The sequence below is a fragment of the Megasphaera coli genome (genome assembly GCF_900095855.1).
GTDB lineage: Bacteria > Bacillota > Negativicutes > Veillonellales > Megasphaeraceae > Megasphaera > Megasphaera massiliensis_A.
The window spans coordinates 848,387-872,845 of sequence record NZ_FMIY01000002.1 but is presented as its reverse complement, the minus strand read 5'-3'; the positions used below and the strand labels follow the sequence as shown (position 1 = coordinate 872,845).

The following is a 24,459-nucleotide window of genomic DNA, read 5'->3' as shown; positions in this document are numbered from 1 at the left end:
ATGACGAAACGAGTATTTGAAGCAGCAAGGGAATACGGAGTACAGACAAAGACGGTCATTCAAGCCTTGGCGGAACATAATATCAAGGCGAGCAATTTTATGGGTGTAGATGCATCCATGCAGGTTATTTTGGATAAGAAGTTTAAAGGCGCAGGCAGTGCCGAAGCGGCGCCTTCCAAGCCGGCGGAAAAGCGGCAGCCCGAGAAAGCGCAGCAGCGACCGGCCGGGCGGGACGGACAAAGCAAAGGGCAGGCCGCAAAAAAAGACCGGCCTCAGCACGGCGGCCGGCAGCAGGCCGGACAACAACAATCCGGTCAGCAGAAGCAAAACAGACGGCCTGCAGGAGATGGCGGCAGCAGTCGTCAAAGCGACCGGGCAGCACAGCAACAGGACCGAAACAGACGGCATGACGGCCGCGCGGATAACCGCGGCGGCCGGCCGAACGGACAGCAGCGTCAAAACGGCGGCAATCGCAGCAACCGTTCCGAAAGAAACAACAGCGACAGGAATGGTGCCGACCGCAGCGGGCAGCAGCGTCAAAACGGCCAAGGCGGTCAAAGCGGTCAGGGCAGTACCGCAAAGCGGACGAAGTATTTCAATCGTCCCCAGAAGGGCGACAACAAGCGCAACAAGAACGACCGCAGCAATAAGGGCGGCAACAAGCAGGCCAACCGCCCGCATACGCTTTTATCGAATGTACTCAATAAAGGCAAGAACAAGAACAATCGCCGTAACGACCATCGCGGACACAATTCAAACGATCCCCACGGACAGCAGACGAAGAAGAAAAATTATCCTGAAGCCGTTACATTGCCGGAGACGCTCTCCGTCAAGGACTTTGCCGAACGACTCGGCCGCGAGGTGGGCGAAGTCATTAAACGCCTTCTTCTCGGCGGCATCATGGCGACTATTAATCAGGAAATCGACTACGACACGGCTGCGCTCATTGCCGACGAATTCGGTGTAACCGTGTCCATGGAGGCACCGCCGGAAGATCCGACGGAAATCGAAGAAATTGCGGACGCGCCGGAAACGCTCAAGCATCGTCCGCCCGTGGTCACCATTATGGGGCACGTCGATCACGGCAAGACGAGCCTCCTCGACGCCATTCGCAAGACAAACGTCACGGGCCAGGAAGCGGGCGGTATTACACAGCATATCGGTGCTTATCAGGTTCGCTATGAAGGCAAGCGTATTACCTTCATGGATACGCCCGGTCACGAAGCGTTTACGGCCATGCGTGCCCGCGGTGCCCAGGTTACGGATATTGCCGTCCTCGTTGTAGCGGCCGATGACGGTGTCATGCCGCAGACGATTGAATCCATCAATCATGCGAAATCTGCCGGCGTGCCGGTTATCGTGGCAATTAACAAGATCGATAAAGAAGGCGCCAATCCGAACAACGTCATGCAGCAGCTGACGGAATACGGACTCATCAGTGAGGATTGGGGCGGCGACACGATTATGGTGCCCGTCTCGGCGCATACGAAGCAGGGCTTGGACGATTTGTTGGAAAATATCCTCGTTCTGGCGGAAGTATCTGATTTTAAAGCCAATCCGGATCGCCCCGCCCAGGGTGTCGTCATTGAGGCGAAGCTCGATAAGGGGCGCGGTCCCGTCGCGTCCGTCCTCGTTCAGAAGGGAACGCTGCGCGTAGGCGATTCCATCCTCGTAGGCAATTGTTACGGCAAAATTCGCGCCATGAACAACGAGCGGGGCGAACGGGTGAAGAAGGCCGAACCGTCCCTGCCCGTGGAAATCCTCGGCCTGAACGATGTTCCCGAAGCAGGGGACATTCTTAACGTGACGGATGAAAAGACAGCCCGTTTTGTTGCGGAAAAACGCTTGGAAAAGAAACGCTCCTCCGAGCTGCACGTCAATACGAAGGTTACGCTCGACGACCTGTTCAGCCAGATTCAGCAGGGCGAGCTGAAAGAACTGTCCCTTATCGTCAAGGGCGACGTACAGGGCTCCGTTGAAGCGCTCAGCCAGTCGCTCCTCGCCATTAAGAGCGACGAAGTCCGTATTTCCATCGTTCACGCCGGTGTCGGTGCCATTACGGAATCGGATATTATGCTCGCCTCCGCGTCGAATGCCCTCATCATCGGCTTCAACGTGCGTCCCGACCTGTCCGCCCGCAAAGCGGCCGAAAAGGAAACGGTCGACATGCGTACGTACCGCGTTATTTACGACGCCATTAACGACGTGGAAGCGGCCATTAAGGGGATGCTCGACAAGAAATATGAAGAACACATTATCGGCCGTGCGGAAGTGCGCAAGGTTATTACGACGCCAAAGGTCATCGTCGGCGGTTCGTATGTCAGGGAAGGCAAGATTACGAGCACTTCCAAAATTCGCCTGATCCGCAACGGCATCGTCGTTCATGAAGGCGAATTGGACGGCCTGCGCCGCTTCAAGGACGACGTCAAAGAAGTTGCCGAAGGCTACGAATGCGGCATTACCATTGAAGGATACCGCGACATTAAAGAAGGCGATGAAGTGGAAGCCTACGAAATGGTGGAAGTCGCTCCAGAATAAAGTGAGGCATAACGATGGGAGAATTACGAGTACGGAAAATACAGGAATTTATTAAGCAGGAAGTATCTCGTATTATCCTGCATGAATTGAAGGATCCCGGTCTCGGGTTCGTGACCGTTACGGATGCACGGATTACGGGCGACTTGCGCGAGGCTACGGTTTATGTGAGCCTCTTCGGCAGCGATGAGGAAAAGGCGAATACCCTGACGGCTCTGAAAAAAGCCGGCGGTTACATTCGCTCCGAGGTGGGCAGGCACCTGGGCATTCGCTATTCACCGCAAATCACTTTCAAAGAAGATTCATCTCTCGACTACGGTATGAAGATAGATAAAATGCTGCAGGACATAGAAAAAAAGGACTAGCTCATGAATTGTACACCTAAAGATTTGCTGCAAGTGTTTACGTCCTATACGGATATACTGCTCACGGCCCATGTCAGTCCCGATGGCGATGCCTTGGGCTCTTTGTCGGCGCTGGCCGGATGGCTGCGTTCTTTGGGCAAGAAGGTAATCGTTGTCATTGACGACCGCATTGAAGAAAAGTTCTTTGCCTATGACGGCTGCAGGGGCATCGTCCGTCCTGAAGCGGTAAAAGCCGACGACAACCGCCTCTCCGTAATCTTGGACGCGACAGATATGCAGCGCATCGGCAAGGTGGCGGCTCTTATTACGGGGAAGGTCATGAACATTGACCACCACGTATCGAACGGTCATTTCGCCGACTGGGAATATATACGTACGGATTGCGCCGCAACGGGCGAAATCCTGACGGAGCTCTTCAGAATATGGGAGGCGGCAATTACGCCGGCCATGGCCAACGCGCTCTATATGGCTATCGCTACGGACTGCGGCTTTTTCTGTTTTGCCAACACGACGGGGCATACCTTACAAATGGCATCGTATCTTGTGGACGCCGGTGCCGAGCCGAACCGTATTTCGGAAGGCCTCGAAGAGACGACGATGAATAAGCTTAAAGCCTTAGCGCAGGTTCTGCAGGAAATCGAGCTCTTTGCAGGCGGCCGCGTGGCCGGCATTTCCTTTACGCAGGAAGTACAGCAGTATACGGGCGAGCACACGGGCGGTTATATCGACTACGCACGGCGTCTGAAAGGCGTTGACGTGGCCTTTACGGTCAAGTGGCAGGGCCCGGAAACAACACGTGTCAGTTTGCGTTCGAAGGAAGTGGACGTCAATGTTATTGCCGGCGCCTTCGGCGGCGGCGGTCATGTCCGCGCAGCCGGCTGTACCTTGGCATTGCCTTTGGAAGAAGCGAAGCAAGTTCTCGTAAAGGAAATAGAAAAGAACCTATGATACAGGGAATTATTAACGTCCTGAAACCGTCGGGTATGTCGAGTCACGACATTATCGGTCAAGTCCGGCGCATATACGGCATGAAAAAGGTGGGTCATTCCGGCACGCTCGATCCCCTGGCGGCAGGAGTACTTCCCGTTTTTTTGGGGCAGGCCACGCGGCTCATCGAGTACTGCGGCGATGAAGATAAGACATATCGCGCCGAATTTGTTCCCGGTTTTGCGACGGATACGGAAGACGGCACGGGAACGGTAGTCGAGACCCGCGCCGTATCGGACCTTGAGGAGAACGATATTCTCGACATTCTGCCGGAGTTCACGGGTACTATCAAGCAGCGGCCGTCGCGCTATTCGGCCATCAACGTAAACGGCGTTAAAGCGTATAAACTGGCGCGGCAGCGGGCGGACTTCGAGCTGCCCGAGCGGGAAGTGACGGTTCACTCTTTGCGCCTTCTCGCCATGGTCGGCAGGCGCGTTTTCATAGAAGTGAGCTGCTCCAAGGGGACGTATATCCGCTCCCTTATCCGCGATATGGGTGAGCGCTTGGGGACGCTCGCGACCATGACTTACTTGGTCCGTTCCCGCGTCGGCGACTTTTCCATAGATGCGGCGGCGACAATCGAAGAATTGGCACTTAATAAAGACCGTTTCATCCTTCCCGTCGATACGGCTCTCGGACATATGCGGCGTACCCTTTTTTCACGTGACCGCTATGAGGCGCTGTTGCAGGGCAGGGCGGTACCCTTTGCGCGGGCCGATCTGAGGGACGGCGACATATTGAGGCTTTATGTGGCCGAAAACGGGCTGGTCGGCATCGGTCGTTTTGATGAAGCGCATCATGTCATACGGCCGCATAAGATGTTCAGTCAAGAGAGGTAAGCATGGAGATTTATCATTCCTTTGCGGAAATCAAGGCATGCCGTCATGCCGTTGTGGCCTTGGGCACCTTTGACGGCGTTCATTCGGGGCACAGGCAGGTCATTCAGACGGCTATAGATGAGGCGGCCGCTCTCGGCGTAACTTCGCTGGTCATTACCTTTTCCGCCCATCCTCTGTCCGTCCTGGCGCCGGAGAAGGAACCGCTGCGCCTGGCCACATTGGAACAGAAAATAGAATACATTGAACAGCTCGGTGTAGACGGCCTGCTCATTCTGCCCGTGACGAGGGAGCTTCTCGGTGAATCGCCGGAAGACTTCAGCCGTTCTCTTTTGACGTATGTACAGCCGGCAGAAATCGTCGTAGGCACGAACTTTACGTACGGCAGGGGGGCCGCCGGCAACACGGCTGCCTTAACGGCCTTTATGAAGGCCGAAAGCGTACCCGTCAAGGCCCTCGCACTTCTCGGCGCACCCGGTCGGGAGCGCCCCGTGAGCAGCACGGTCATTCGCGAATGCGTCGCCTCGGGCCGCATGGAAGAAGCGGCATCCCTTCTGGGGCGCCCTTTTGAAATGACCGGTGAAGTCGTTAAGGGCGACAGGAGGGGAAATGCGATCGGCTTCGCTACGGCGAATATGCTTATTCCCGTACACATAGCGCTGCCGCCGGACGGCGTTTACGCCACGACGATTACCTTGGACGGCAAAGAGTATCCGGCAATGACGAACATCGGCAGCAATCCGACTTTCTCACGCCAATACAGGCGAGTGGAGACACATATTATCAACTGGTCGGGAAATTTATATGGCAAGAAGCTGCGCCTTCGTTTTTATAAGCGCCTGCGGGACGAGAAGAAATTCGATTCTATTACTGAATTGGTGGCTGCCATGAAAAATGATGAGAAAAACGCATTGTTGCAATTTTTCGACAAATAAAAATTGCGTTAAACGTATATCTATGATAAACTCAAATCATAGATATACGTTTATTTTGCTTACAAAAGGAGTGATTGAATATGAAATTTTCTGATGTTGCCATGAGCCTCAAAGCATCGGAAATCCGCGAGCTGCTTAAGCTCACAACCATGCCGGAAATAATTTCCTTTGCCGGCGGCTTACCGGCACCGGAACTGTTTCCCCTTAAAGAAATGGAAAAGGTTGACGTGGAGATCCTGCGCAAAGAAGGCCGTCAGGCTGTTCAGTACGGCACGACCGAAGGATACAATCCGCTGCGCGAAAAAATTGCAGGCCGCATGAAGACGGCTTTCGGCGTGGACTGTTCCTTTGAAGACTTGATCGTCACGGCCGGTTCGCAGCAGGGCCTGTCCATGTTGGGTCAAATCTTCCTGAACAAAGACGACATAGTTCTCGTAGAAAGCCCGACGTATTTGGGTGCCATTAATGCATTCAAGCTGGCATTCCCGAAATTCATTGAAGTACCGACGGACGACAAGGGAATTGTACCGGAAGCGTTGGAAAAAATCCTCGCTGAAAACGACCGCGTTCGCCTGATGTACGTCATTCCCGAATTCCAAAATCCCACGGGCATTACGTGGCCTTTGGAACGGCGTAAAGCTGTTATGGAAATCATGAACAGACACGAAATTCCCATTATTGAAGACAACCCGTACGGTGAACTTCGCTATGACGGCGAACGGGTGCCGACCTTAAAGTCAATGGACACGAAGGGGAATGTTATTTTCCTCGGCTCATTCTCCAAGATTTTCATGCCCGGCTTCCGTTTGGGATGGATGGTTGCAAATCCGGAAATTATCGACAAAGTTGTTAAATTAAAACAGGCTGTCGACTTGCAGACCTCTTCTTTCGGTCAGCGGCAGGCTGCGTATTACATGGAAATGTTCGATTTGGACAAACATGTGGAAACGATTCGCAAACTCTACGGCGAACGGCGCACGCTCATGTGCGACTGCATGAAGAAGTACTTTCCTGAAAACGTAACCTTTACATATCCTGAAGGCGGGCTCTTCACCTGGGTGACCTTGCCGGAAGGTGTCGACGCGAAGGAATTAATGCCGAAAGTGTTGGAGCAAAATGTGGCTTACGTACCGGGCGGCCCGTTTTATCCGAACGGCGGCAATGCGAATCATTTCCGCCTGAATTACTCCAATATGCCGCCTGAACGCATTGAAGAAGGTATCAAATGCTTAGGTGAAGTTTTGCATCGTGAATTAGGCAAATAGATAAACTCCCCCCTATCTAATGCCTAATATATAGGGAGTCCTGAACATATCGGGACTCCCCCTTTTTTGATTGCAATTGACTTTCGGGCGAAAATTTTTTATAATATGGACATACTATTTTACCTTTTGACCTTTACTTTGCAAGAAAAAGAGGGATATATATGAACAGTATAAAAACCGTATTTCTCATGACTTTGATGGCAGTGATTCTCATGGCTGTCGGTGCGGTTTTCGGCGGCCGGCAGGGTATTGTCGTCATGTTTATGGTTGCCATGGCGATGAATTTCTTTTCCTACTGGTTCAGCGATTCCATAGTGCTGCGCATGTATCATGCCGGAGAAGTAGGACCGGATCATCGCCTCTACCGCATTGTGGCGGAACTCGTACAGCGGGCGGATATGCCCATGCCGAAGGTTTACATTATTCCGACGGACGTGCCTAACGCTTTTGCGACAGGGCGCAGTCCGTCGCATGCGGCCGTTGCGGCGACGGAAGGAATTATTGCCATGTTGAACGACGATGAAATCCGCGGCGTCCTGGGGCATGAGCTGTCCCACATTCTGCACCGTGATATTTTGATCAGCACTATCGTTGCCACTTTTGCCGGCGCCATTTCCATGCTTGCCAATATTGCCCAGTGGTCGGCTATTTTTGGCGGCGGAAGAAATAGTGACGACGATAATGGCGGTATCATCGGGCTTCTTGTGACGATTATTGTTGCCCCCCTTGCGGCTATGCTCATTCAGCTCAGCATTTCACGGACACGTGAGTATATGGCTGACGATGAAGGCGGCCGCATGACGGACGAACCGTTGGCGTTGGCCAGGGCCTTGGAAAAGATTGACGCCTACGCTCGTCACCGTGTCCTTCCGGGTGCGACTGAAGCAACGGCGCACATGTGCATTATCAATCCGTTTTCCGGCGTACGGCGCGGTATGGCAAGCTTATTCAGTACTCATCCGAGTACGGCCGATCGCATTGCACGCCTGGAGAAACTGGACAGGGAACTGCACGGCTGAGACCGATATTACGCATTACACACATATAACAAAAGCTCCCGGCAGAGGCGGATATACCGACTTTGCCGGGAGCTTTTTGCCTTATTTATTTTTATGTATGCCCAAGATGGATTCGGCCGTTTCAATTTCTTCCGTTGTCGGCGGTTCCGTATCCTTTAGGGTATAGGGAATGCCGAGCCGTTCCCATTCGGGCACGCCCAATTTGTGGTAGGGCAGGATTTCCGTGCGCTTTACAGTTTTTAAGGTTTTTAGAAATTCGGCCAACCCCTTGAGGTCATCCGTATTCGTCGTAATACCCGGCACGAGGACGTGGCGAATCCACATATCCTTGCCCGTATCCGACAGATAGCGGGCCATGTCGAGGATATTGACGTTCGTCTGTCCCGTTAAATCGCGGTGTTTTATATCGTTGATTTCCTTAATGTCGAGGATAAACAGATCCGTTACGGCACAGAGGCGTTGAAACTTATGGAAAAAGGGCTCCGACCGCGTGAACGGATTACCCGACGTATCAAGAGCCGTATTGATGCCCTTTTCTTTAGCCAGGCGGAAGAGCTCGATGACGAAGTCGATTTGCAGCAGCGCTTCGCCGCCGCTGATCGTAATGCCGCCGCCGTTCTTCCAGTAGGACTTGTATTTCAGCGCCTGTGCCAGCACGTCTTCGGCTGTTCGCGGCGTGCCTCCCGTCAGGGCCCACGTTTCCGGGTTGTGACAGTAGCGGCAGCGCATGCGACAGCCCTGCATGAAGACGATGAAGCGTACACCGGGGCCGTCGACGGCTCCGAAAGATTCCGTCGAGTGTATATAGCCGATGATCGGGTTTTTCGGCTTGGCAGGACAGACTGCTGTGTCCGTTGTTCTTTGTTCCCGCGTCATAAGAGCCGCCTCCTTTATCCGAGGTTCCACATAAGGGAACAGCCCCGGGCAAGAGCTGCTCAGGGCTGTCCCAATGAGAACCTGAATCTTACATTTTATCGTGGAATGTCCGGGCAATAACGTCGAGCTGCTGTTCTCTGGTAAGGGAGATGAACTTGACGGCGTAGCCGGAAACGCGGATAGTGAAGTTTGCATATTCCGGTTTGTCCGGATGTTCCATAGCGTCGACCAGTTTTTCCCGGCCGAAGACGTTGACGTTCAGGTGATGTGCTCCCTGATCGAAGTAACCGTCCATAACGTGAACGAGGTTTTCCGAACGTTCTCTTTCATCGTGGCCCAATGCGCTCGGGTTCATGGACTGGGTATTGGAAATACCGTCGAGCGACCATTCATAAGGCATCTTGGCAACGGAGTTGAGCGAAGCGAGAAGGCCGTGCGTTTCAGCGCCGTAGCTCGGGTTTGCGCCCGGTGCGAACGGTGTCCAAGCTTCCCGGCCGTCAGGCAGCATGCCCGTGAAGCGGCCGTATACGACGTTGGACGTAATCGTCAGGATAGACGTTGTCGGTTCGGAGTTGCGGTACGTGTGTCTCTTTTTGATGTCCGTAATAAATTCGTGCAATACCCATACCCCGATATCGTCGGCTCTGTCATCGTCGTTGCCGTATTTCGGGAAGTCTCCTTCCACTTCAAAGCTTTCAGCCAGCCCCTTTTCGTTGCGGATGACTTTGACCTTTGCGTACTTAATAGCCGACAGGGAATCGATTACATGGGAGAAACCGGCAATACCCGTTGCGAACGTGCGGCGTACGTCCGTGTCGATGAGCGCCATTTCGGCAGCTTCATAGTAGTACTTGTCGTGCATGTAATGAATCGTGTTGAGGACGTTGACATAAATGTCTGCCAACCAGTCGAGCATGAGCTTATATTTTTCCATGACTTCGTCGTAGTCGAGGTATTCCGAGGTGATGGGAGCGTAAGCCGGGCCGGCCTGGATGTTGAACTTTTCATCGACGCCGCCGTTAATAGCGTAAAGCAGAGCCTTTGCCAGGTTTGCGCGGGCACCGAAGAACTGAATTTCCTTGCCGGTCTGTGTTGCCGATACGCAGCAGCAAATAGAATAGTCGTCGCCCCATACGGGTTTCATGACATCGTCGTTTTCGTACTGAATGGAACTCGTCTTTACGGAGATTTCCGCAGCGTACCGTTTGAAGGGTTCAGGCAATGCGGACGAGTAGAGGACCGTCAGATTCGGTTCCGGAGCAGGGCCCATGTTTTCCAGCGTGTGGAGGAAACGGAAATCCGTCTTCGTTACCATGGAGCGGCCGTCCATGCCGATGCCTGCCAACTCCAACGTTGCCCAAATGGGGTCACCCGAGAAGAGCTCGTTGTACGAACGGATACGCGCGAACTTAACCATACGCAGCTTAATCGTCAGGTGGTCGATTAATTCCTGCGCTTCCGCTTCCGTGAGCGTGCCGTTGTCCATGTCCCGTTGGAGGTAGATGTCGAGGAAGGTGGAAATACGGCCGACCGACATGGCAGCACCGTTTTGTGTCTTAATAGCCGCCAAGTAGCCGAAATAGAGCCACTGTACGGCTTCTTTAGCGTTCGTTGCGGGCTGAGAGATATCATAGCCGTAAATTTCGGCCATCTTCTTCATGCCCTTGAGAGCCTTGATCTGTTCGGAGATTTCTTCGCGCTGGCGAATAATTTCTTCCGTCATGTGGCCGTCGCCGCAATTTTTCTTGTCTTCTTCTTTCCAGGTGATGAGCTGGTCGATGCCGTATAAAGCTACGCGGCGATAGTCGCCTACAATACGGCCGCGGCCATACGTATCGGGAAGGCCCGTAACGATGTGTGTATGCCGTGCCGTCATCATTTCATCCGTATATGCGTCGAATACGGCTTCGTTGTGAGTTTTGTGATATTCCGTAAAAATCTTGTGCAGTTCCGGATTGGGTTTGTAACCGTACATTTCCAGCGCTTCCTCAGCCATTTTAATGCCGCCGTAAGGCATGAAAGCGCGTTTAAGCGGTTCGTCCGTCTGCAGGCCGACAACCTTTTCGAGATCCTTTAAAGCCGGATCGATATAGCCGGGGCCGTATGCGGTGAGGCCCGAAACGACATCCGTTTCTTCTTTCAAAACGCCGCCGTTTTCACGTTCCTGCTTTTGCAGCTCCTGCAATTTGTCCCACAATTTATTCGTTGCGTCCGTAGGAGCGACGAGAAATTTTTCGTCACCGTCATAGGGCTTGTAGTTGCGTTGAATAAAGTCGCGGACGTTGCATTCTTCTCTCCAGAGACGTCCTGCAAAATCCTTCCATGCTGCATTCTGTAACATAATAATGAACCTCCTTGTAATATCATATTAAAATACCGGCACGCCTCTTGTTGAGGCTGCCGGCAATGAGAATCATGCCTGTCCCGATACATTCATATCGCCGGCAAACTGATTTGTTTTCTTGATTATGTATCTTATGGAGAATGTTGTCAATAGTTACAATATTGCCTGTTTCAAATAAAAATAATACTAAAAAAGAATACTTTAGGAACAGCTTATTTATAATGAACAAAGTGTATAAACTATAAAAAATAGAAAGTTATTAATTTCACTTTATTAAGAGTTTAATAGAAAAAATATATAATGTGGATTTATATTAATTGAAATACTTTTCCATAAAGATATAAAATATTTATTCTTGCATTCGGATGTATTTTACTTGATAATATAAAAGAAAAGGAAGAATATACCTTAATGTCATATATAATGGAGAAATTTCAATATGTCATGGCTTGAGCATTTTTTTGAACAGACCTATTCATCGGAATCCGTTCCTTACCGTAACGGGAGGAAAAAACAGAGGAAAGTATATCCGCCCTTTAAACAACTGCGCGACCTCGAAAATACTGCGGATCGGCGTAAAGTATCGCCTGCGCAGCTCTTCGTCGCGGAAGCGAAGCTCATGGAAAACTATGAGGACAATAAGCCCTATGCAAAAGAAGTAAGACAGTTTTATCCGACCTACGGAGACCTTACGGATGCGGAACTGCGCGGTTATTTTACGTGGCGTACACAAGCGCGCAAGTATATATGGAAAACAATGCCCTTTACGTTTGTCTGCCTGTACGCGTATGAACTCATTAATCAAATCGGGTGTAAAGATCCCCTTGACGGATATGAGAAGCTGGCTAATCTTTGCTTGAATTACATAAATGTATGCCACTCGAACGGCTATTATTACTATGTAGGTCAGTGGCTGACGGACTACGTGATCTACTATGATCTTCCGCCATTTTTACTGCGTGATGAGGAAGATTTCCGTGATGGGGCCATTTTCACTTTGAGCAACCTGGATCAATTTGATGATATGGAAGTCGGCATGGCTCTTATTATCGCGTCAGACTTTAGAATAGAGAGAAATCGCTTTTATAAGCAGTATCCGGATGATATGCTGACCGTCCTTGGAAATGTTGTCAGGCGTCTGAGTGCGTATTATAAGGCCGGCCGGACGAAAACATGGCTCGAAGATTACTTTGGATCCTTCTTCAACAATCCGTTCTATCCCTTCTATACGGCAACCTTTTATGAAAAGAGCAAACCGCAGGATCGGATATACGAAGTCAATCCGGCCCGTGTGTATCGCGTAAAGGATGGACATTGGAGTTTGCGGTGTTTTAACTTTTATCGTTTAAAGAAGCATAAGCCCGGTGATTTGATTCGTACCGTCGATTCACTCATGCGGAAAGTGTACGGGAGTAAGTATCCGGTCCGTCCCGTCGTTCGCACAAAATGGATTTTAAAATTTATCGAAGAAGAAGTGACGCGCCAATGGAATATGACTCATGCACGAGAAGAAGGGCGGCGCAAAGAAGAAGAGGCACGGCGCAAGGCCGAAGAAAAACGCTGTCGTCCGTCTGGCACAGGCAAGAAATACAGCAGTTCATTCGGGAGCAGCCGAGAGGCCTCTCATCAATCTGGGCGGCAATATGTACTGTCTTTTGCCGTGGCTCGGGACATACTCCTTTTATGCGTTGGAGCGATTCCTGCGCATAAGATGTGCAGGTTCCTTGGGCCTGCGCGCCTTCGACTCGGCGCGGCCCTTTTACATGCAGTTCACCATGCAGGCGGGAGAAAAAGAATTTTTTGCGGTCCTTACCGAGGAAATACAAAAGCCTTTGGACCCGATGGAGCTCATATATCCGAAAGAGCTGCCCCTCTTCGACAAATACGACGAATACTTGCCGCCGGATCTTGTGAAGAAAGGCTTTGCCTGCGGTGTCCTCAATATAGAAGAAATGAAGCAGCGTATCGATGAGTGGACGAAAATTTTTATAAATAAATGAGGGGATACTATGTGGTTTGTATATGCTCTTTTGTCCGCCCTGTTTGCGGCATTGACCTCGGTTTTGGCCAAGGTCGGCCTCGACGGAATCAATTCGACCTTGGCGACGGCCATTCGCACGGCCGTCGTCCTCGTCATGGCGTGGGGCATGGTATTTTTTGCAGGAACACAGCAGGGGATTTCGGACATTTCCAAAAAGAGCTGGATATTTTTAATCCTTTCCGGTCTTGCCACCGGCGCGTCATGGCTCTTTTACTTTAAGGCCCTTCAACTGGGCGATGCATCCAAGGTGGTTCCGATAGATAAATTCAGTCTCGTCATTACCATCGTGCTGGCATTTATCTTCCTGCACGAAACGGTAACCTTGAAAGTTATCATTGGCGCTTTCCTCATCACGGCAGGAACCTTTGTCATGATCTTATAAATCGAGACCATACGGCTGCCGCTTATTAGGCTATAGGTATAGTGTATGAGTGATGTCCGATATATACATAAAGAGGCTTCTCGAAATATTTTCGAGAAGCCTCTTTATGTATATGGTGCGCCTAGCAGGATTCGAACCTGCGCACCCGGTTCCGGAGACCGGTGCTCTATCCCCTGAGCTATAGGCGCATGTGCCGTACTTCGTCATTCTATCATGAATAGGGCTCCATAGCAAGGAAAATATGTATTTCCGAGGTTGACCTATCTGGTCGGCAAGGCGCCTATGTGATATGATAAAAGATAGATTTTTATGAGGAGATTCGCATGGAGCGCATATACTTGGACTATGCGGCAACAACGCCTCTTGATGAACGCGTCCTGGCGGCGATGATGCCTTATTTGACAAGTGAATTCGGCAATCCTTCCAGTCTGCACCGCTTCGGGCAAACCGCACGGGCAGCCGTGCAGACGGCACGGCGTCAGGTGGCGACCGTTCTGAATGTGGATGCGAAGGACATCGTCTTTACGGGCGGCGGCACGGAAGCGGACAACTTGGCCGTCCTCGGTTATTTGCGCGCAAGCTGTCCGGGCGGCGGTCATATCGTTACGACGGCTGTCGAGCACGCCGCGGTCCTGCAGACCTTTAAGGCCTTGGCGGAAAAGGGATATGACCTCACGATTTTACCGGTAGGAGCGGACGGTCGCGTTGCGCCCGATTCCGTACGACAGGCCCTTAGGGACGATACGGTTCTCATTTCCGTCATGGCGGCAAATAACGAAACCGGCATGGTTCAGCCTATTGAAGAAATCGGTGCTATAGCTCACGAAGCAGGTATCGTCTTTCATGTCGACGCCGTCCAGGGCTTCGGTTGGCTCCCGCTGCATCCCTTGACCCGGCATATTGATCTTCTCAGTGTGGCGGCTCATAAGGTGTACGGCCCGAAGGGATGCGGCGCCCTTTACATCCGCCGCGGTCTTGAGCTTCAGCCGGATATGTACGGCGGCCCGCAGGAACGGCATCTGCGGGCGGGGACGGAGAACGTGGCGGCCCTCGTCGGCTTCGGCAAGGCCTGCGAACTCCTTGCCGCCGAAGGAGAAAAACGCGTACGTCATGCGTACGCCTTAAAGGCTCTTTTCTATAAAGAACTCATTGCAGGCAGCGAAACATATTGCCTGAACGGCACATTGGAAAATTCGTTGCCCCATATTATTAATTTTTCTATTGCTCATAAGGACAGGACTGTCGTTCTCATTGCGGCGGACCGTAAGGGCCTCGCTTTGTCGGCCGGGTCGGCCTGTGAATCGGGGGCGGCACAGCCGTCTCACGTTCTTACGGCCATGGGCCTTGGAGGTGAGGCGCTGTACGGCAGTGTGCGCCTGTCCTTGGGAAAAGATACGACTGAGGCCGACATAAGGAAGGCCATAGAGATTATACGCACTATTGCGGGAGAGGAGCCGAACCATGGCTAAATGCGCGGCCGTCGCCATGAGCGGCGGTGTGGACAGCTCCGTTGCAGCCGGCCTCTTGCGGCGCGAGGGGTATGACGTCATCGGCATTACGCTGCGTTTGTGGGAGGAAGAGCCGTCGTGCCGTGTGGAAAATAACGTTCACGCCTGCTGCTCTCTCGACTCCGTGGACGACGCCAAGACCGTAGCGACTATTCTGGGCATTCCTCACTATACCCTTGATTTTCGCGACATGTTCCGACGTGACGTCATCGACTATTTCGTCGATTTATATGCCCGCGGCGAGACGCCGAATCCCTGTATTGCATGCAATAAATTCATCAAATTCGGTCTCCTTTGGGAGCAGGCGCAGCAGTTCGGTGCCGATTTTCTTGCGACGGGCCATTATGCGCGCGTCATCTACGATGAAAAGCGGCAATTGTATACGCTGCGGCGCGGCGAGGATCTGCACAAGGACCAGACGTACGTACTCTATCAGCTGACGCAGGATATACTGCCGCACCTGCTGTTTCCCATGGCGCATATTGAAAAGACAAGGGCCCGGGAACTGGCGAAGCAGTGGAAACTGCCGGTCTTTAATAAGCCCGAAAGCCAGGATATCTGTTTTATTCCGGATAATGACTATAAAGGCTTTTTGGAAAGGGTATCGCCTGACATTTTTAAAGCCGGTGATTTTGTAGATATAAGGGGCAAGGTCGTCGGCCGCCATAAAGGTATTGCGGCCTATACCGTCGGTCAGCGGCGCGGCCTCGGCATCGGCGGACCCGGCGGCCCGTACTACGTAATTGCTCTCGACAAGGTGCATAACCGTGTCGTCGTCGGCGGCGAAAGAGATTTATTTTCCACGCGCGTAAGGGCAAAATCAGCGACGTGGGTCGAAGAAACGCCGACAAAGCCCTTTCGGGCGTACGGCAAAATACGTTATGCAGCCGAGGAAGCGGCTTGCCGTGTCTATCCCGACGGAGACGGACTGGAAGCGGAGTTTGACAAACCGCAGCGGGCGGTGACGGCAGGGCAGGCATTGGTGCTGTACGACGGTGACCGCGTCTTAGGCGGCGGTGTAATTATATAATAAAGGAGATCCCACAGTGGCAACGAAATATATTCGCAACTTTTCCATTATCGCGCATATCGATCACGGCAAATCGACCCTGGCCGACCGCCTGCTGGAAATGACCGGCACCGTGACGCGGCGGGAAATGGAAGAACAGCTCCTCGACACGATGGACCTCGAACGGGAGCGGGGCATTACGATTAAGGCACAGTCGGCGCGGCTTTTGTATGACGCCGAAGACGGGCACCAATATACGTTGAACCTCATCGACACGCCGGGACACGTCGATTTTAACTACGAAGTATCCCGCAGTCTGGCAGCCTGCGAGGGGGCACTCCTCGTCGTCGACGCAACACAGGGCGTGGAAGCCCAGACCTTGGCCAACGTTTACTTGGCCCTCGAGCACGATTTGGAAATCATCCCCATTATCAATAAAGTCGATCTTCCCAGTGCCGACCCGGAACGGGTGTGCAGGGAAATTGAAGACGTCATCGGTCTCGACACGTCCGAAGCCGTCATGGTCAGCGCCAAGACGGGCTTCGGCGTGGACAAAGTGCTGGAAGAAATCGTCACGAAGATTCCCGAGCCCAAGGACGAGAGCGGCAAGCCCTTGCGGGCTCTCATCTTCGACTCCCATTTTGATCCGTATAAGGGTGCCATCGCCAATATCCGTATTATGGAAGGATCCCTCAAGACGGGTGATACGATTCGCATGATGTCGTCGGGCAAGGAGTTTGAAGTTATTGAAACGGGCGTCTTTCTGCCGCGCATGTATCCGGTAAAAGACCTGGAATGCGGCAGCGTCGGCTATTTTGCGGCAAGCATGAAGAATGTCCGCGATTGCCGCGTCGGTGATACGGTTACCGAGGCGGACAAGGCGGCGACGGAGCCTTTGCCTGGCTATCGGCCGGCGGCGCCCATGGTTTACTGCGGCCTCTATCCGGCCGATACGAGCGACTACGATAACCTGCGGGACGCCTTGGAAAAGCTCAACCTCAATGACGCCGCCCTCCTCTATGAACCTGAAACATCAACGGCCCTCGGCTTCGGCTTCCGCTGCGGTTTTTTGGGGCTCCTTCACATGGATGTCATCAAAGAGAGGCTCGAACGGGAATACGGCCTGGCCCTGATTACGACTGCGCCGTCCGTTATTTACCGGGTCTATACGACGGACGGCAAGATGACGACTGTCGACAATCCGGCATTCTTGCCGGAAATGACGAGGATAGAGCATATTGAAGAGCCGTACGTGAAGACGACTATTATCATTCCCAAGGAAATGGTCGGCACGGTTATGGAAATATCGCAGAACCGGCGCGGCCAGTACGTAACCATGGACTATCTCGACGACACGCGGGTATCTCTTGTTTATGACTTGCCTCTTTGCGAAATTCTCTACGATTATTTTGACGTTCTTAAGTCGGCGACGAAGGGATATGCATCCTTGGATTACGAGCTTGACGGTTATCGCACGTCGCCCATGGTGAAGATGGATATTCTCATTAACGGCGACGTCGTCGACGCATTGAGCGTTATCGTGCACAAGGACTTTGCCGTTCGCCGCGGCAGAGGGCTGGTGGAAAAGTTGCGCGGTCTCATTCCGCGGCAGCTCTTTCAAATCCCCGTTCAGGCGGCCATAGGCAATAAGATCATTGCCCGCGAAAACGTGGCGGCCCTGCGCAAGGACGTCCTGGCAAAGTGCTACGGCGGCGATATTTCCCGCAAGCGCAAGCTTCTGGAAAAGCAGAAGGAAGGGAAGAAACGCATGAAACAGGTAGGCAGTGTGGAAATCCCGCAGGAAGCCTTTATGGCGGTACTGCAGGTGGATGATACATAATGACGGGGATATACGTACATATTCCGTTTTGCATGCAGAAATGCCTCTATTGTGACTTCCCGTCATACGGAGGCATTTCGTCATATCAGGAAGACTATGTGGCTGCCCTGTGCCGGGAAATCGGCGCCTCTTCCTATGCGGGCGGAGAAGCGGATACTCTCTACTTCGGCGGCGGTACGCCGTCACTTTTGACGGCTGAGCAAGTCGATCGGATTATGGCGGCCGTACGGGCGACCTTTTCTCTTGGAGCGGATGCGGAAATTACACTTGAAGCCAATCCGGACAGCATGGACAAAGAATATGCGAAAGAGCTGGCGGCTCTCGGCATAAACCGCGTCAGTTTGGGTGTTCAGTCCTTTGGTGATGAAACGCTTCGCTTCCTGCGCCGCATCCATACGGCGGAAGAGGCCGTACGCGCCGTGGAAGATGTGTATGCCGCAGGCATCGGAAATATTTCCGTCGACCTTATATACGGACTGCCGGGGCAGTCCGCGGCCGCCCTGCGGTGCGACGTGGAAACGCTTCTGTCTTTACCGATTACGCACGCATCCCTGTACAGCCTCATCGTAGAAGCGCACACGCCCTTGGAGCGCCTTGTTGCGGCAGGCAGGGTGTCGCTTCCTTCCGTTGAGGAAGTGGAAGCGGCAGGCACGCTTATTCGGGAAGCTATGGCGGCAAGCGGTTTTGTACACTACGAGATATCCGCTTATTGCCGGCCCGGCTATGCGTCGCGCCACAATATAAAGTATTGGACTTACGAGCCGTACATCGGTTTCGGCGCGTCGGCCCACTCTTTTGACGGGAAGACGCGTTTTGCCAATGAAAGCAATATTCCGGTATACATTAAACAGGCGGGCAAAACATCCGTTGTGGCGGAAAAGGAAGATATAGACACCGAACGGGGCGAAGAAGATTACTGCTTTCTTGCCCTGCGCATGCGCGACGGTATTGACGGCAATCGTTTTCGGGACCTTTTCGGCAGGACCGTGGAAGCCGCTTTCGGCCCGGTGCTGCCGGAGCTCAGGGCAAAAGGTTTTTTGGAAAAGACCGCAAGAGGTTATAAGCTGACGAAGCGGGGACTGCCATACGGCAATTATGTGTTCGGCAGGTTTTTACGCTGACCGCGCTCTTGTCTTTAGGCGCCTCATCCTGTACAATGATGGCGGAGTGTGATAGGTTATGCATATTGTCATGGTAGAGCCGGAAATACCGGGGAATACGGGAAATATTTCCCGCCTTTGTGCGGCCAACCATATTACCTTACATTTAGTGAAGCCCCTGGGCTTTTCACTGGAAGACAAGTACTTGAAGCGGGCCGGTCTTGACTATTGGGAGCTTCTCGACCTGGAAGTACACGAAAATTTTGCGCAATTACAGGAAAAGTATAAGGCAAACCGTTATTTCTATTTGACGACGAAGTCCGATAAATGCTATGCGGATATTCGCTTTCAGCCCGACGACATGCTTGTCTTCGGCAAGGAGACAAAGGGCCTGCCTGAAAGCTTGCTGAAGGCCAATAAGGAAAACTGTTTCCGCATTCCCATGATCGACGAGGCGCGCAGCCTCAACTTATCCAACGCCGTCGCCGTCGTTTCGTACGAAGCCCTGCGGCAGCTTGATTTTCCCGATCTTGCCAAAGGCGGTACAGGAATTGAACATTTACGTTAAACGAGGAATTTATAATGGAAGCGATATACGAGAAAGCCGACGCTCTGGCAGCGGCAGTAAAAGACTGCGAAGACTATAAAGCGCTCTTGGCGGCAGGTGAAAAACTGGACCAAGAAGCGGCAACGCGCATACACGTGCGTGATTACCTGGTTCTTCAGGCAAAACTCGCCTATGCCCAATCCATGGGGGACAAGCCCGTAAAGAAAAAGATTGAAGAACTCAACCGGTTGGCGAAAATCCTTAAAAACAGGCCTACGGCTATGGAATATTTACAGGCATATAATAAATGGCAGTCCAAGGCCGGCGAAATTTATCAAATCATTCAGGATTCTATGGCGGAAGGGATGAGCATTCTTGACCGGTAAGGCTGTTGGAGAATTTATAGATCGTCTCGGTGCGGACATGCCGGCAGAGCGAATATTGCCGGATGAGCCCATGTGCAGACATACGACCTTTGCCGTCGGCGGGCCGGCGGACGTGTTGGTGCAGCCGAAATCGGTTAAGGAACTGTCCCTGGCCATACGGGCGGCACGGGCGGCATCACTGCCGCTGACCGTCCTCGGCGGCGGATCGAACGTGCTCGTTCTGGACGGCGGTATTCGCGGTGTCGTTATTCAGCTTAACGAGATGAAGCGCGTTCTTTCCTGCCACGACAATAAGATTCACGCCGCTTCGGGCTATATGCTTGCCGATGTTTGTGACTTTGCCTGTCAGAATGCGCTTACAGGAGCGGAGTTTGCCTGCGGCATTCCGGGTACCATCGGCGGTGCCGTATTCATGAATGCCGGCGCCTACGGCGGCGAAATGAGCAACATTGTTTTTCGCGTGCGCACTGTTAACGGTCACGGAGGTGTGACGACGTATGAAGCGGAAAAGCTCGGTTTTTCCTATCGGACGAGTATGTTTCAGCGGCTTCAGGAATTTGTCGTTGAAGTGGAGCTCCGGCTGCAGTATGGTGATAAAGAGGTCATTCGGGAAAAGATGAACGAGTTTACGGAAAAGCGATTGGCGAAGCAGCCTCTTGAAATGCACAGTGCCGGCAGCACCTTCAAGCGCCCGCCCGGGTATTTTGCAGGGACACTCATCGATCAGACGGGACTGAAGGGATTTTCTCACGGCGATGCGGAAGTGTCTACGAAACACGCGGGCTTTGTCGTCAACAGGGGCAATGCGACGGCAGCGGACGTACTCGCCGTCATTCATGAGGTACAGCGGCGCGTCCATGAGGTGCACGGCGTGCGGTTGGAAACGGAAGTACGAATTTTGGGCGTTCCTTGAACGGAATCTCTTGATAAATGGGGAGGGCATGATGAAAATAACAGATACGATTAAAGTAGGTCCATATACGTTGCAATCCCGTATTGTCATGCCGCCTATGGCAACCGGATTCGGCAGGGGGTTGGTTGATAAGACACTCGCTTATTATAAAGACCGCGCCGCTACGGGTGCCATCGGCATGATTATTACGGAGCACAGCTACATTTCCGAAGTAGGCAGAGCGGAAGCGGAACAGGTTTCCGTCGCCCGTGACAGCGATATTGAAGCCTTGAAGAAATTGGCCGCCGCCGTACAGGTGAACGGGACGGTCGGTCTAGTGCAGATCAATCACGGCGGCAGCGCCAACGAAGCCGCACTGGATGCGCAGGCCATAGCGCCGTCGGCAGTACCCAACAGGCGCCCGGATATTGTAAGGCGCTATAAAGACAAAACACCGGTTCTGCCTCATGAAATGACGCAGGACGACATCAATACGGTTAAAGACCAATTCGTGGCGGCAGCGCTGCGCGTCAAAGCGGCAGGCTTTGCAGGTGTCGAAATCCACAGTGCCCATTCCTATTTGCTGAGCGAATTTTATTCGCCCCTCATGAATCATCGTACTGATGCCTATACGGGAGCTGCGATAGAAGGACGTACGCAGCTGCAGACGGAGATCCTGGAAGCCGTGCGCAAGGCCGTAGGCGGCGATTTTATCGTCTCTATTCGCCTGGGTGCCGTGGACGACATGCCGGGCGGAGCGGTTATTGATGACGTCGGAGCTGCAGCCAAGCGGTTTGAAGCGGCCGGAGCGGACCTGATCAGCATTTCCGGCGGTGCTAACGGATTTACACGTCCCGGCAATACACAAGAGGGATGGTACCGCGACGTATCGCACGCCGCTAAGGAAGCTGTTTCCATTCCCGTTCTCGTGACGGGCGGCATTAAGACACGTGCCGCTGCGGAAGACATTTTAAATGCCGGCGATGCGGATCTTATAGGCATCGGCCGCATGCTGCTTGCGAAGGCGAATTACGCAGCCGACTTGATTAATGAATAATATGCGGCCTGTAACTCGTTATGAAAGAAGCCTTTCCGACAAGAACGGAGAGGCTTCTTCTAATTGACAAAAGCCGCTCCGTCGGCTACACTGAAACAGCGGAAACGCGGACAGTTCGTTTGTGCCATCCTGTCCTTAAACAAAACCAGGGCTGTTTTTTGTTGCGCTCACGGCGTAACGCTCTGTCACGGGCAGAGCTTTTTTATTGGGAGGGTTCATGTTTTATATTACTTCGGAAGCGACCTTTGACGGTGCCCATTTTTTGAAAAACTACGACGGTAAATGCCGTAATCTGCACGGCCATCATTGGCGCGTTACGGCGCAGATTAAAGGTGAAGCTTTGCAGCATACCCGGCAGGAAGCGGGTATGGTCGTCGACTTCGGCGATTTGAAGCGGGTATTGCGGGAAATCTGTAATTATTTCGACCATGCGCTTATATATGAGAGAAACTCTTTAAAACCGGCGACTTTGGCGGCTCTTAAGGACGAAGGCTTTTTGCTGCGTGCAGTACCTTTCAGGCCGACGGCGGAAAATTTGGCGCGCTACTTTTTTGATGTCCTGCAGGCAAGAGGGCTTTCGGTTTGCCGCACGGAAGTATATGAGACACCCGTTAACTGTGCCGCTTACGAGGCTTAGTCATGCAGGTGGCGGAGAAATTTGTCAGCATTAACGGCGAAGGACGGAGAGCCGGTGAACCGGCTGTCTTTATTCGCTTTAAGGGCTGTAATCTGAATTGCTCTTACTGTGACACGCAGTGGGTCAATGAGGCGGCTTGTCCTTATATGGAAATGTCACCGGCCGAAATCTGTACCTATGCCGCCCGAACGGGAATTAAGAATGTGACACTTACAGGCGGTGAGCCGCTCTTGCAGGAAGATATGAAAGAGCTCCTGCGGCTGCTGGCCGACGCCGGCCTGCGTGCAGAAATAGAGACGAACGGTGCCGTACCGCTTCAGCCGTTTTGCAGCGGTGCACATCCCGTTTTTACGATGGACTGCAAGCTGCCCGGCAGCGGCTGCGAAGACGCTATGATATGCAAAAATTTTGCCTGCCTGGGTCCGGACGACACGGTGAAATTCGTCGTCTCGTCAAGAGCGGATTTGATGCGTGCCGAAGAAATCGTAAGGGCTTACAGTCTGATGAAGCGGTGCCATGTCTATGTAAGTCCCGTCTTCGGAGCTGTCGATCCGCAGGAAATTGTCGCCTATATGTTGGAACGCAAGCTGAACGACTGGCGCCTGCAAATACAGATACACAAGGTTATTTGGGACCCTGCGGCGCGCGGGGTATGACGGAGGAAGCATAATGAAAGCAACGGTACTTTTCAGCGGCGGCATCGATTCGACGACGGTTTTGGCTCTGGCAATCGAAAAGGCGGGGCGGGAAAACGTGACGGCCCTGTCCGTGCGCTACGGGCAAAAGCATGAAGCCGAATTGTCCGCAGCCGCGGCTATTGCGGCTCATTACGGTGTGGAACAGCTTGTTACAGACTTGACAACCGTTTTTCAGTACAGTCCGTCGTCTCTGCTCAAGCACTCGACTGAGGACATACCGAAGGAAAGTTATGCGGCTCAGTTGGAGAAGATAAACGGCGAGACGCCGGTCAGCACCTATGTGCCCTTTCGCAACGGCATATTTCTTTCCGTTGCGGCGGGAATCGCCTTGAGCCGCGGCAGCAGCGTCCTTTATTACGGCGCCCATGCGGATGACGCGGCAGGCTTTGCTTATCCCGATTGTTCGCCTGCCTTTAACGAAGCTGCGGCAAAAGCCGTTTGGGAAGGGACGGGCCGACAGATACGCATAGAAGCGCCGTTTATACAAATGAATAAGGCGGCTATTATAAAAATAGGCTTGGATCTCAAAGTTCCGTATGAACTTACCCGTTCGTGCTATGAAAACGGCGACATACCCTGCGGGCGCTGCGGTACATGCCGGGACAGGGCTGCCGCATTTGCGGCCAATCATGTGCAAGATCCGGCCCTGAAAGGAATAAGATAATGGAAAAATTAACGTTATTGGGAAACAAGCAGGTATCTTACAGCAGTGAATACGATCCGACTGTATTGGAAGTATTCGATAACAAGCACCGCAATCGCGACTATTTCGTAAAATTTAACTGCCCCGAATTTACGAGCCTTTGCCCCGTTACGGGACAGCCCGATTTTGCGGCTCTTACTATCGCCTATGTGCCGGATATAAAGATGGTGGAGAGCAAGAGTCTCAAGATTTATCTTTTTTCCTTTCGCAATCACGGCGCCTTTCACGAAGATTGTGTCAACATAATCCTGGAAGATTTGAAGGCTCTTATGGAGCCGAAATACATTGAAGTACAGGGAAAGTTTTTGCCGCGCGGCGGCATTTCCATCGATCCGTACTGCAATTACGGCAAGGCCGGTACGAAATGGGCCGGTATAGCCCGCTACAGAATGATGAACCGTGACTTGTATCCGGAAAAGATCGATAATAGATAAAATACCTTTTTCCCTATCGCCGCCTGTGGTAGAATATAGAGAAACTTACAGGAGAAGAGGTAG

Annotated in this window: 23 protein-coding genes and 1 tRNA gene; 21 read left to right on the top strand and 3 right to left on the bottom strand. The window is 52.5% G+C overall.

The window, feature by feature from the left end:
- The 7 genes from infB to htpX all read left to right on the top strand — a co-directional run bounded on the left by infB (nucleotide 1) and on the right by htpX (nucleotide 7,942).
- Nucleotides 1-2,538, top strand: coding sequence for a translation initiation factor IF-2 (infB, locus tag BQ2674_RS04560; RefSeq protein WP_075572657.1), 2,538 nt, complete (start codon nucleotides 1-3; stop codon nucleotides 2,536-2,538).
- Nucleotides 2,539-2,552: 14 nt separating this feature from the next.
- Nucleotides 2,553-2,900: a 30S ribosome-binding factor RbfA gene (gene rbfA, locus BQ2674_RS04555; RefSeq protein WP_075572656.1), complete on the top strand. Its 348-nt coding sequence runs from the start codon at nucleotides 2,553-2,555 to the stop codon at nucleotides 2,898-2,900.
- A gap of 3 nt (nucleotides 2,901-2,903) precedes the next feature.
- Nucleotides 2,904-3,848, top strand: coding sequence for a DHH family phosphoesterase (locus BQ2674_RS04550; RefSeq protein WP_075572655.1), 945 nt, complete (start codon nucleotides 2,904-2,906; stop codon nucleotides 3,846-3,848).
- The gene (gene truB / locus BQ2674_RS04545) at nucleotides 3,845-4,726 is read left to right on the top strand and encodes a tRNA pseudouridine(55) synthase TruB (RefSeq protein ID WP_075572654.1); all 882 of its coding nucleotides are present in this window, start codon (nucleotides 3,845-3,847) and stop codon (nucleotides 4,724-4,726) included. Before BQ2674_RS04550 ends, truB begins: the two co-directional genes overlap by 4 nt.
- Nucleotides 4,727-4,728: 2 nt before the next feature.
- Nucleotides 4,729-5,658 carry a bifunctional riboflavin kinase/FAD synthetase gene (locus tag BQ2674_RS04540; RefSeq protein ID WP_075572653.1) on the top strand — a complete coding sequence of 310 codons (930 nt, stop codon included), beginning with the start codon at nucleotides 4,729-4,731 and terminating at the stop codon, nucleotides 5,656-5,658.
- Nucleotides 5,659-5,738: 80 nt separating this feature from the next.
- Nucleotides 5,739-6,923, top strand: coding sequence for an aminotransferase-like domain-containing protein (locus BQ2674_RS04535; protein WP_075572652.1), 1,185 nt, complete (start codon nucleotides 5,739-5,741; stop codon nucleotides 6,921-6,923).
- Nucleotides 6,924-7,084: 161 nt separating this feature from the next.
- The gene (gene htpX, locus BQ2674_RS04530; protein ID WP_075572651.1) at nucleotides 7,085-7,942 is read left to right on the top strand and encodes a zinc metalloprotease HtpX; all 858 of its coding nucleotides are present in this window, start codon (nucleotides 7,085-7,087) and stop codon (nucleotides 7,940-7,942) included.
- An 81-nt stretch (nucleotides 7,943-8,023) separates the two neighbouring features.
- Here the strand turns inward: htpX and pflA are convergent, their stop codons facing one another.
- The gene (gene pflA / locus BQ2674_RS04525) at nucleotides 8,024-8,818 is read right to left on the bottom strand and encodes a pyruvate formate-lyase-activating protein (protein ID WP_075572650.1); all 795 of its coding nucleotides are present in this window, start codon (nucleotides 8,816-8,818) and stop codon (nucleotides 8,024-8,026) included.
- An 88-nt stretch (nucleotides 8,819-8,906) separates the two neighbouring features.
- Nucleotides 8,907-11,159 (bottom strand): formate C-acetyltransferase, encoded by a 2,253-nt coding sequence (pflB, locus tag BQ2674_RS04520; RefSeq protein WP_075572649.1) that lies wholly within the window; start codon nucleotides 11,157-11,159, stop codon nucleotides 8,907-8,909.
- Nucleotides 11,160-11,601: 442 nt separating this feature from the next.
- Between pflB and BQ2674_RS04515 the strand changes: the two genes are divergently transcribed.
- Both BQ2674_RS04515 and BQ2674_RS04510 read left to right on the top strand, forming a co-directional pair.
- Nucleotides 11,602-13,134, top strand: a complete 1,533-nt coding sequence (locus BQ2674_RS04515; protein ID WP_075572648.1) for a TerB N-terminal domain-containing protein — start codon at nucleotides 11,602-11,604, stop codon at nucleotides 13,132-13,134.
- A gap of 37 nt (nucleotides 13,135-13,171) precedes the next feature.
- Nucleotides 13,172-13,585, top strand: coding sequence for an EamA family transporter (locus BQ2674_RS04510; protein ID WP_075572647.1), 414 nt, complete (start codon nucleotides 13,172-13,174; stop codon nucleotides 13,583-13,585).
- 113 nt (nucleotides 13,586-13,698) lie between these two features.
- Here BQ2674_RS04510 and BQ2674_RS04505 read toward each other — a convergent pair.
- Nucleotides 13,699-13,773 (bottom strand) — tRNA-Arg (locus BQ2674_RS04505).
- 135 nt (nucleotides 13,774-13,908) lie between these two features.
- Between BQ2674_RS04505 and BQ2674_RS04500 the strand changes: the two genes are divergently transcribed.
- From BQ2674_RS04500 to queF, 12 genes are all read left to right on the top strand, one after another.
- The gene (locus tag BQ2674_RS04500) at nucleotides 13,909-15,054 is read left to right on the top strand and encodes a cysteine desulfurase family protein (RefSeq protein WP_075572646.1); all 1,146 of its coding nucleotides are present in this window, start codon (nucleotides 13,909-13,911) and stop codon (nucleotides 15,052-15,054) included.
- A complete protein-coding gene (gene mnmA / locus BQ2674_RS04495; RefSeq protein WP_075572645.1) occupies nucleotides 15,047-16,123 on the top strand; it encodes a tRNA 2-thiouridine(34) synthase MnmA in 1,077 nt (358 codons plus the stop codon). Before BQ2674_RS04500 ends, mnmA begins: the two co-directional genes overlap by 8 nt.
- Nucleotides 16,124-16,139: 16 nt before the next feature.
- Complete coding sequence (gene lepA / locus BQ2674_RS04490) at nucleotides 16,140-17,942, top strand: translation elongation factor 4 (RefSeq protein ID WP_075572644.1); 1,803 nt, start codon at nucleotides 16,140-16,142, stop codon at nucleotides 17,940-17,942.
- Nucleotides 17,942-19,063 carry a radical SAM family heme chaperone HemW gene (gene hemW / locus BQ2674_RS04485; protein WP_075572643.1) on the top strand — a complete coding sequence of 374 codons (1,122 nt, stop codon included), beginning with the start codon at nucleotides 17,942-17,944 and terminating at the stop codon, nucleotides 19,061-19,063. Before lepA ends, hemW begins: the two co-directional genes overlap by 1 nt.
- Nucleotides 19,064-19,121: 58 nt before the next feature.
- On the top strand, nucleotides 19,122-19,610 hold the full coding sequence (trmL, locus tag BQ2674_RS04480; protein ID WP_075572642.1) for a tRNA (uridine(34)/cytosine(34)/5-carboxymethylaminomethyluridine(34)-2'-O)-methyltransferase TrmL: 489 nt from the start codon (nucleotides 19,122-19,124) through the stop codon (nucleotides 19,608-19,610).
- A gap of 14 nt (nucleotides 19,611-19,624) precedes the next feature.
- Complete coding sequence (locus tag BQ2674_RS04475; protein ID WP_075572641.1) at nucleotides 19,625-19,975, top strand: YlbF family regulator; 351 nt, start codon at nucleotides 19,625-19,627, stop codon at nucleotides 19,973-19,975.
- Between the two features lie 37 nt (nucleotides 19,976-20,012).
- Nucleotides 20,013-20,888 (top strand): UDP-N-acetylmuramate dehydrogenase, encoded by an 876-nt coding sequence (gene murB, locus BQ2674_RS04470; RefSeq protein ID WP_075573360.1) that lies wholly within the window; start codon nucleotides 20,013-20,015, stop codon nucleotides 20,886-20,888.
- Nucleotides 20,889-20,916: 28 nt separating this feature from the next.
- Entirely contained in the window at nucleotides 20,917-21,924 is a 1,008-nt protein-coding gene (locus tag BQ2674_RS04465) for an NADH:flavin oxidoreductase (protein ID WP_075572640.1), read from the top strand.
- A gap of 217 nt (nucleotides 21,925-22,141) precedes the next feature.
- On the top strand, nucleotides 22,142-22,561 hold the full coding sequence (gene queD / locus BQ2674_RS04460) for a 6-carboxytetrahydropterin synthase QueD (protein ID WP_075572639.1): 420 nt from the start codon (nucleotides 22,142-22,144) through the stop codon (nucleotides 22,559-22,561).
- A gap of 2 nt (nucleotides 22,562-22,563) precedes the next feature.
- Entirely contained in the window at nucleotides 22,564-23,217 is a 654-nt protein-coding gene (gene queE, locus BQ2674_RS04455; protein ID WP_075572638.1) for a putative 7-carboxy-7-deazaguanine synthase QueE, read from the top strand.
- A gap of 13 nt (nucleotides 23,218-23,230) precedes the next feature.
- The gene (gene queC, locus BQ2674_RS04450) at nucleotides 23,231-23,923 is read left to right on the top strand and encodes a 7-cyano-7-deazaguanine synthase QueC (RefSeq protein WP_075572637.1); all 693 of its coding nucleotides are present in this window, start codon (nucleotides 23,231-23,233) and stop codon (nucleotides 23,921-23,923) included.
- The gene (gene queF, locus BQ2674_RS04445) at nucleotides 23,923-24,396 is read left to right on the top strand and encodes a preQ(1) synthase (RefSeq protein ID WP_075572636.1); all 474 of its coding nucleotides are present in this window, start codon (nucleotides 23,923-23,925) and stop codon (nucleotides 24,394-24,396) included. Before queC ends, queF begins: the two co-directional genes overlap by 1 nt.
- Nucleotides 24,397-24,459: the final 63 nt, after the last annotated feature.

Coding starts and splice junctions, on each gene's coding strand:
- infB (WP_075572657.1), top strand. CDS start 1: ATGACGAAACGAGTATTTGAAGCAGCAAGGGAATACGGAGTACAGACA.
- rbfA (WP_075572656.1), top strand. CDS start 2,553: ATGGGAGAATTACGAGTACGGAAAATACAGGAATTTATTAAGCAGGAA.
- BQ2674_RS04550 (WP_075572655.1), top strand. CDS start 2,904: ATGAATTGTACACCTAAAGATTTGCTGCAAGTGTTTACGTCCTATACG.
- truB (WP_075572654.1), top strand. CDS start 3,845: ATGATACAGGGAATTATTAACGTCCTGAAACCGTCGGGTATGTCGAGT.
- BQ2674_RS04540 (WP_075572653.1), top strand. CDS start 4,729: ATGGAGATTTATCATTCCTTTGCGGAAATCAAGGCATGCCGTCATGCC.
- BQ2674_RS04535 (WP_075572652.1), top strand. CDS start 5,739: ATGAAATTTTCTGATGTTGCCATGAGCCTCAAAGCATCGGAAATCCGC.
- htpX (WP_075572651.1), top strand. CDS start 7,085: ATGAACAGTATAAAAACCGTATTTCTCATGACTTTGATGGCAGTGATT.
- pflA (WP_075572650.1), bottom strand. CDS start 8,818: ATGACGCGGGAACAAAGAACAACGGACACAGCAGTCTGTCCTGCCAAG.
- pflB (WP_075572649.1), bottom strand. CDS start 11,159: ATGTTACAGAATGCAGCATGGAAGGATTTTGCAGGACGTCTCTGGAGA.
- BQ2674_RS04515 (WP_075572648.1), top strand. CDS start 11,602: ATGTCATGGCTTGAGCATTTTTTTGAACAGACCTATTCATCGGAATCC.
- BQ2674_RS04510 (WP_075572647.1), top strand. CDS start 13,172: ATGTGGTTTGTATATGCTCTTTTGTCCGCCCTGTTTGCGGCATTGACC.
- BQ2674_RS04500 (WP_075572646.1), top strand. CDS start 13,909: ATGGAGCGCATATACTTGGACTATGCGGCAACAACGCCTCTTGATGAA.
- mnmA (WP_075572645.1), top strand. CDS start 15,047: ATGGCTAAATGCGCGGCCGTCGCCATGAGCGGCGGTGTGGACAGCTCC.
- hemW (WP_075572643.1), top strand. CDS start 17,942: ATGACGGGGATATACGTACATATTCCGTTTTGCATGCAGAAATGCCTC.
- trmL (WP_075572642.1), top strand. CDS start 19,122: ATGCATATTGTCATGGTAGAGCCGGAAATACCGGGGAATACGGGAAAT.
- BQ2674_RS04475 (WP_075572641.1), top strand. CDS start 19,625: ATGGAAGCGATATACGAGAAAGCCGACGCTCTGGCAGCGGCAGTAAAA.
- murB (WP_075573360.1), top strand. CDS start 20,013: ATGCCGGCAGAGCGAATATTGCCGGATGAGCCCATGTGCAGACATACG.
- BQ2674_RS04465 (WP_075572640.1), top strand. CDS start 20,917: ATGATGAAAATAACAGATACGATTAAAGTAGGTCCATATACGTTGCAA.
- queD (WP_075572639.1), top strand. CDS start 22,142: ATGTTTTATATTACTTCGGAAGCGACCTTTGACGGTGCCCATTTTTTG.
- queE (WP_075572638.1), top strand. CDS start 22,564: ATGCAGGTGGCGGAGAAATTTGTCAGCATTAACGGCGAAGGACGGAGA.
- queC (WP_075572637.1), top strand. CDS start 23,231: ATGAAAGCAACGGTACTTTTCAGCGGCGGCATCGATTCGACGACGGTT.
- queF (WP_075572636.1), top strand. CDS start 23,923: ATGGAAAAATTAACGTTATTGGGAAACAAGCAGGTATCTTACAGCAGT.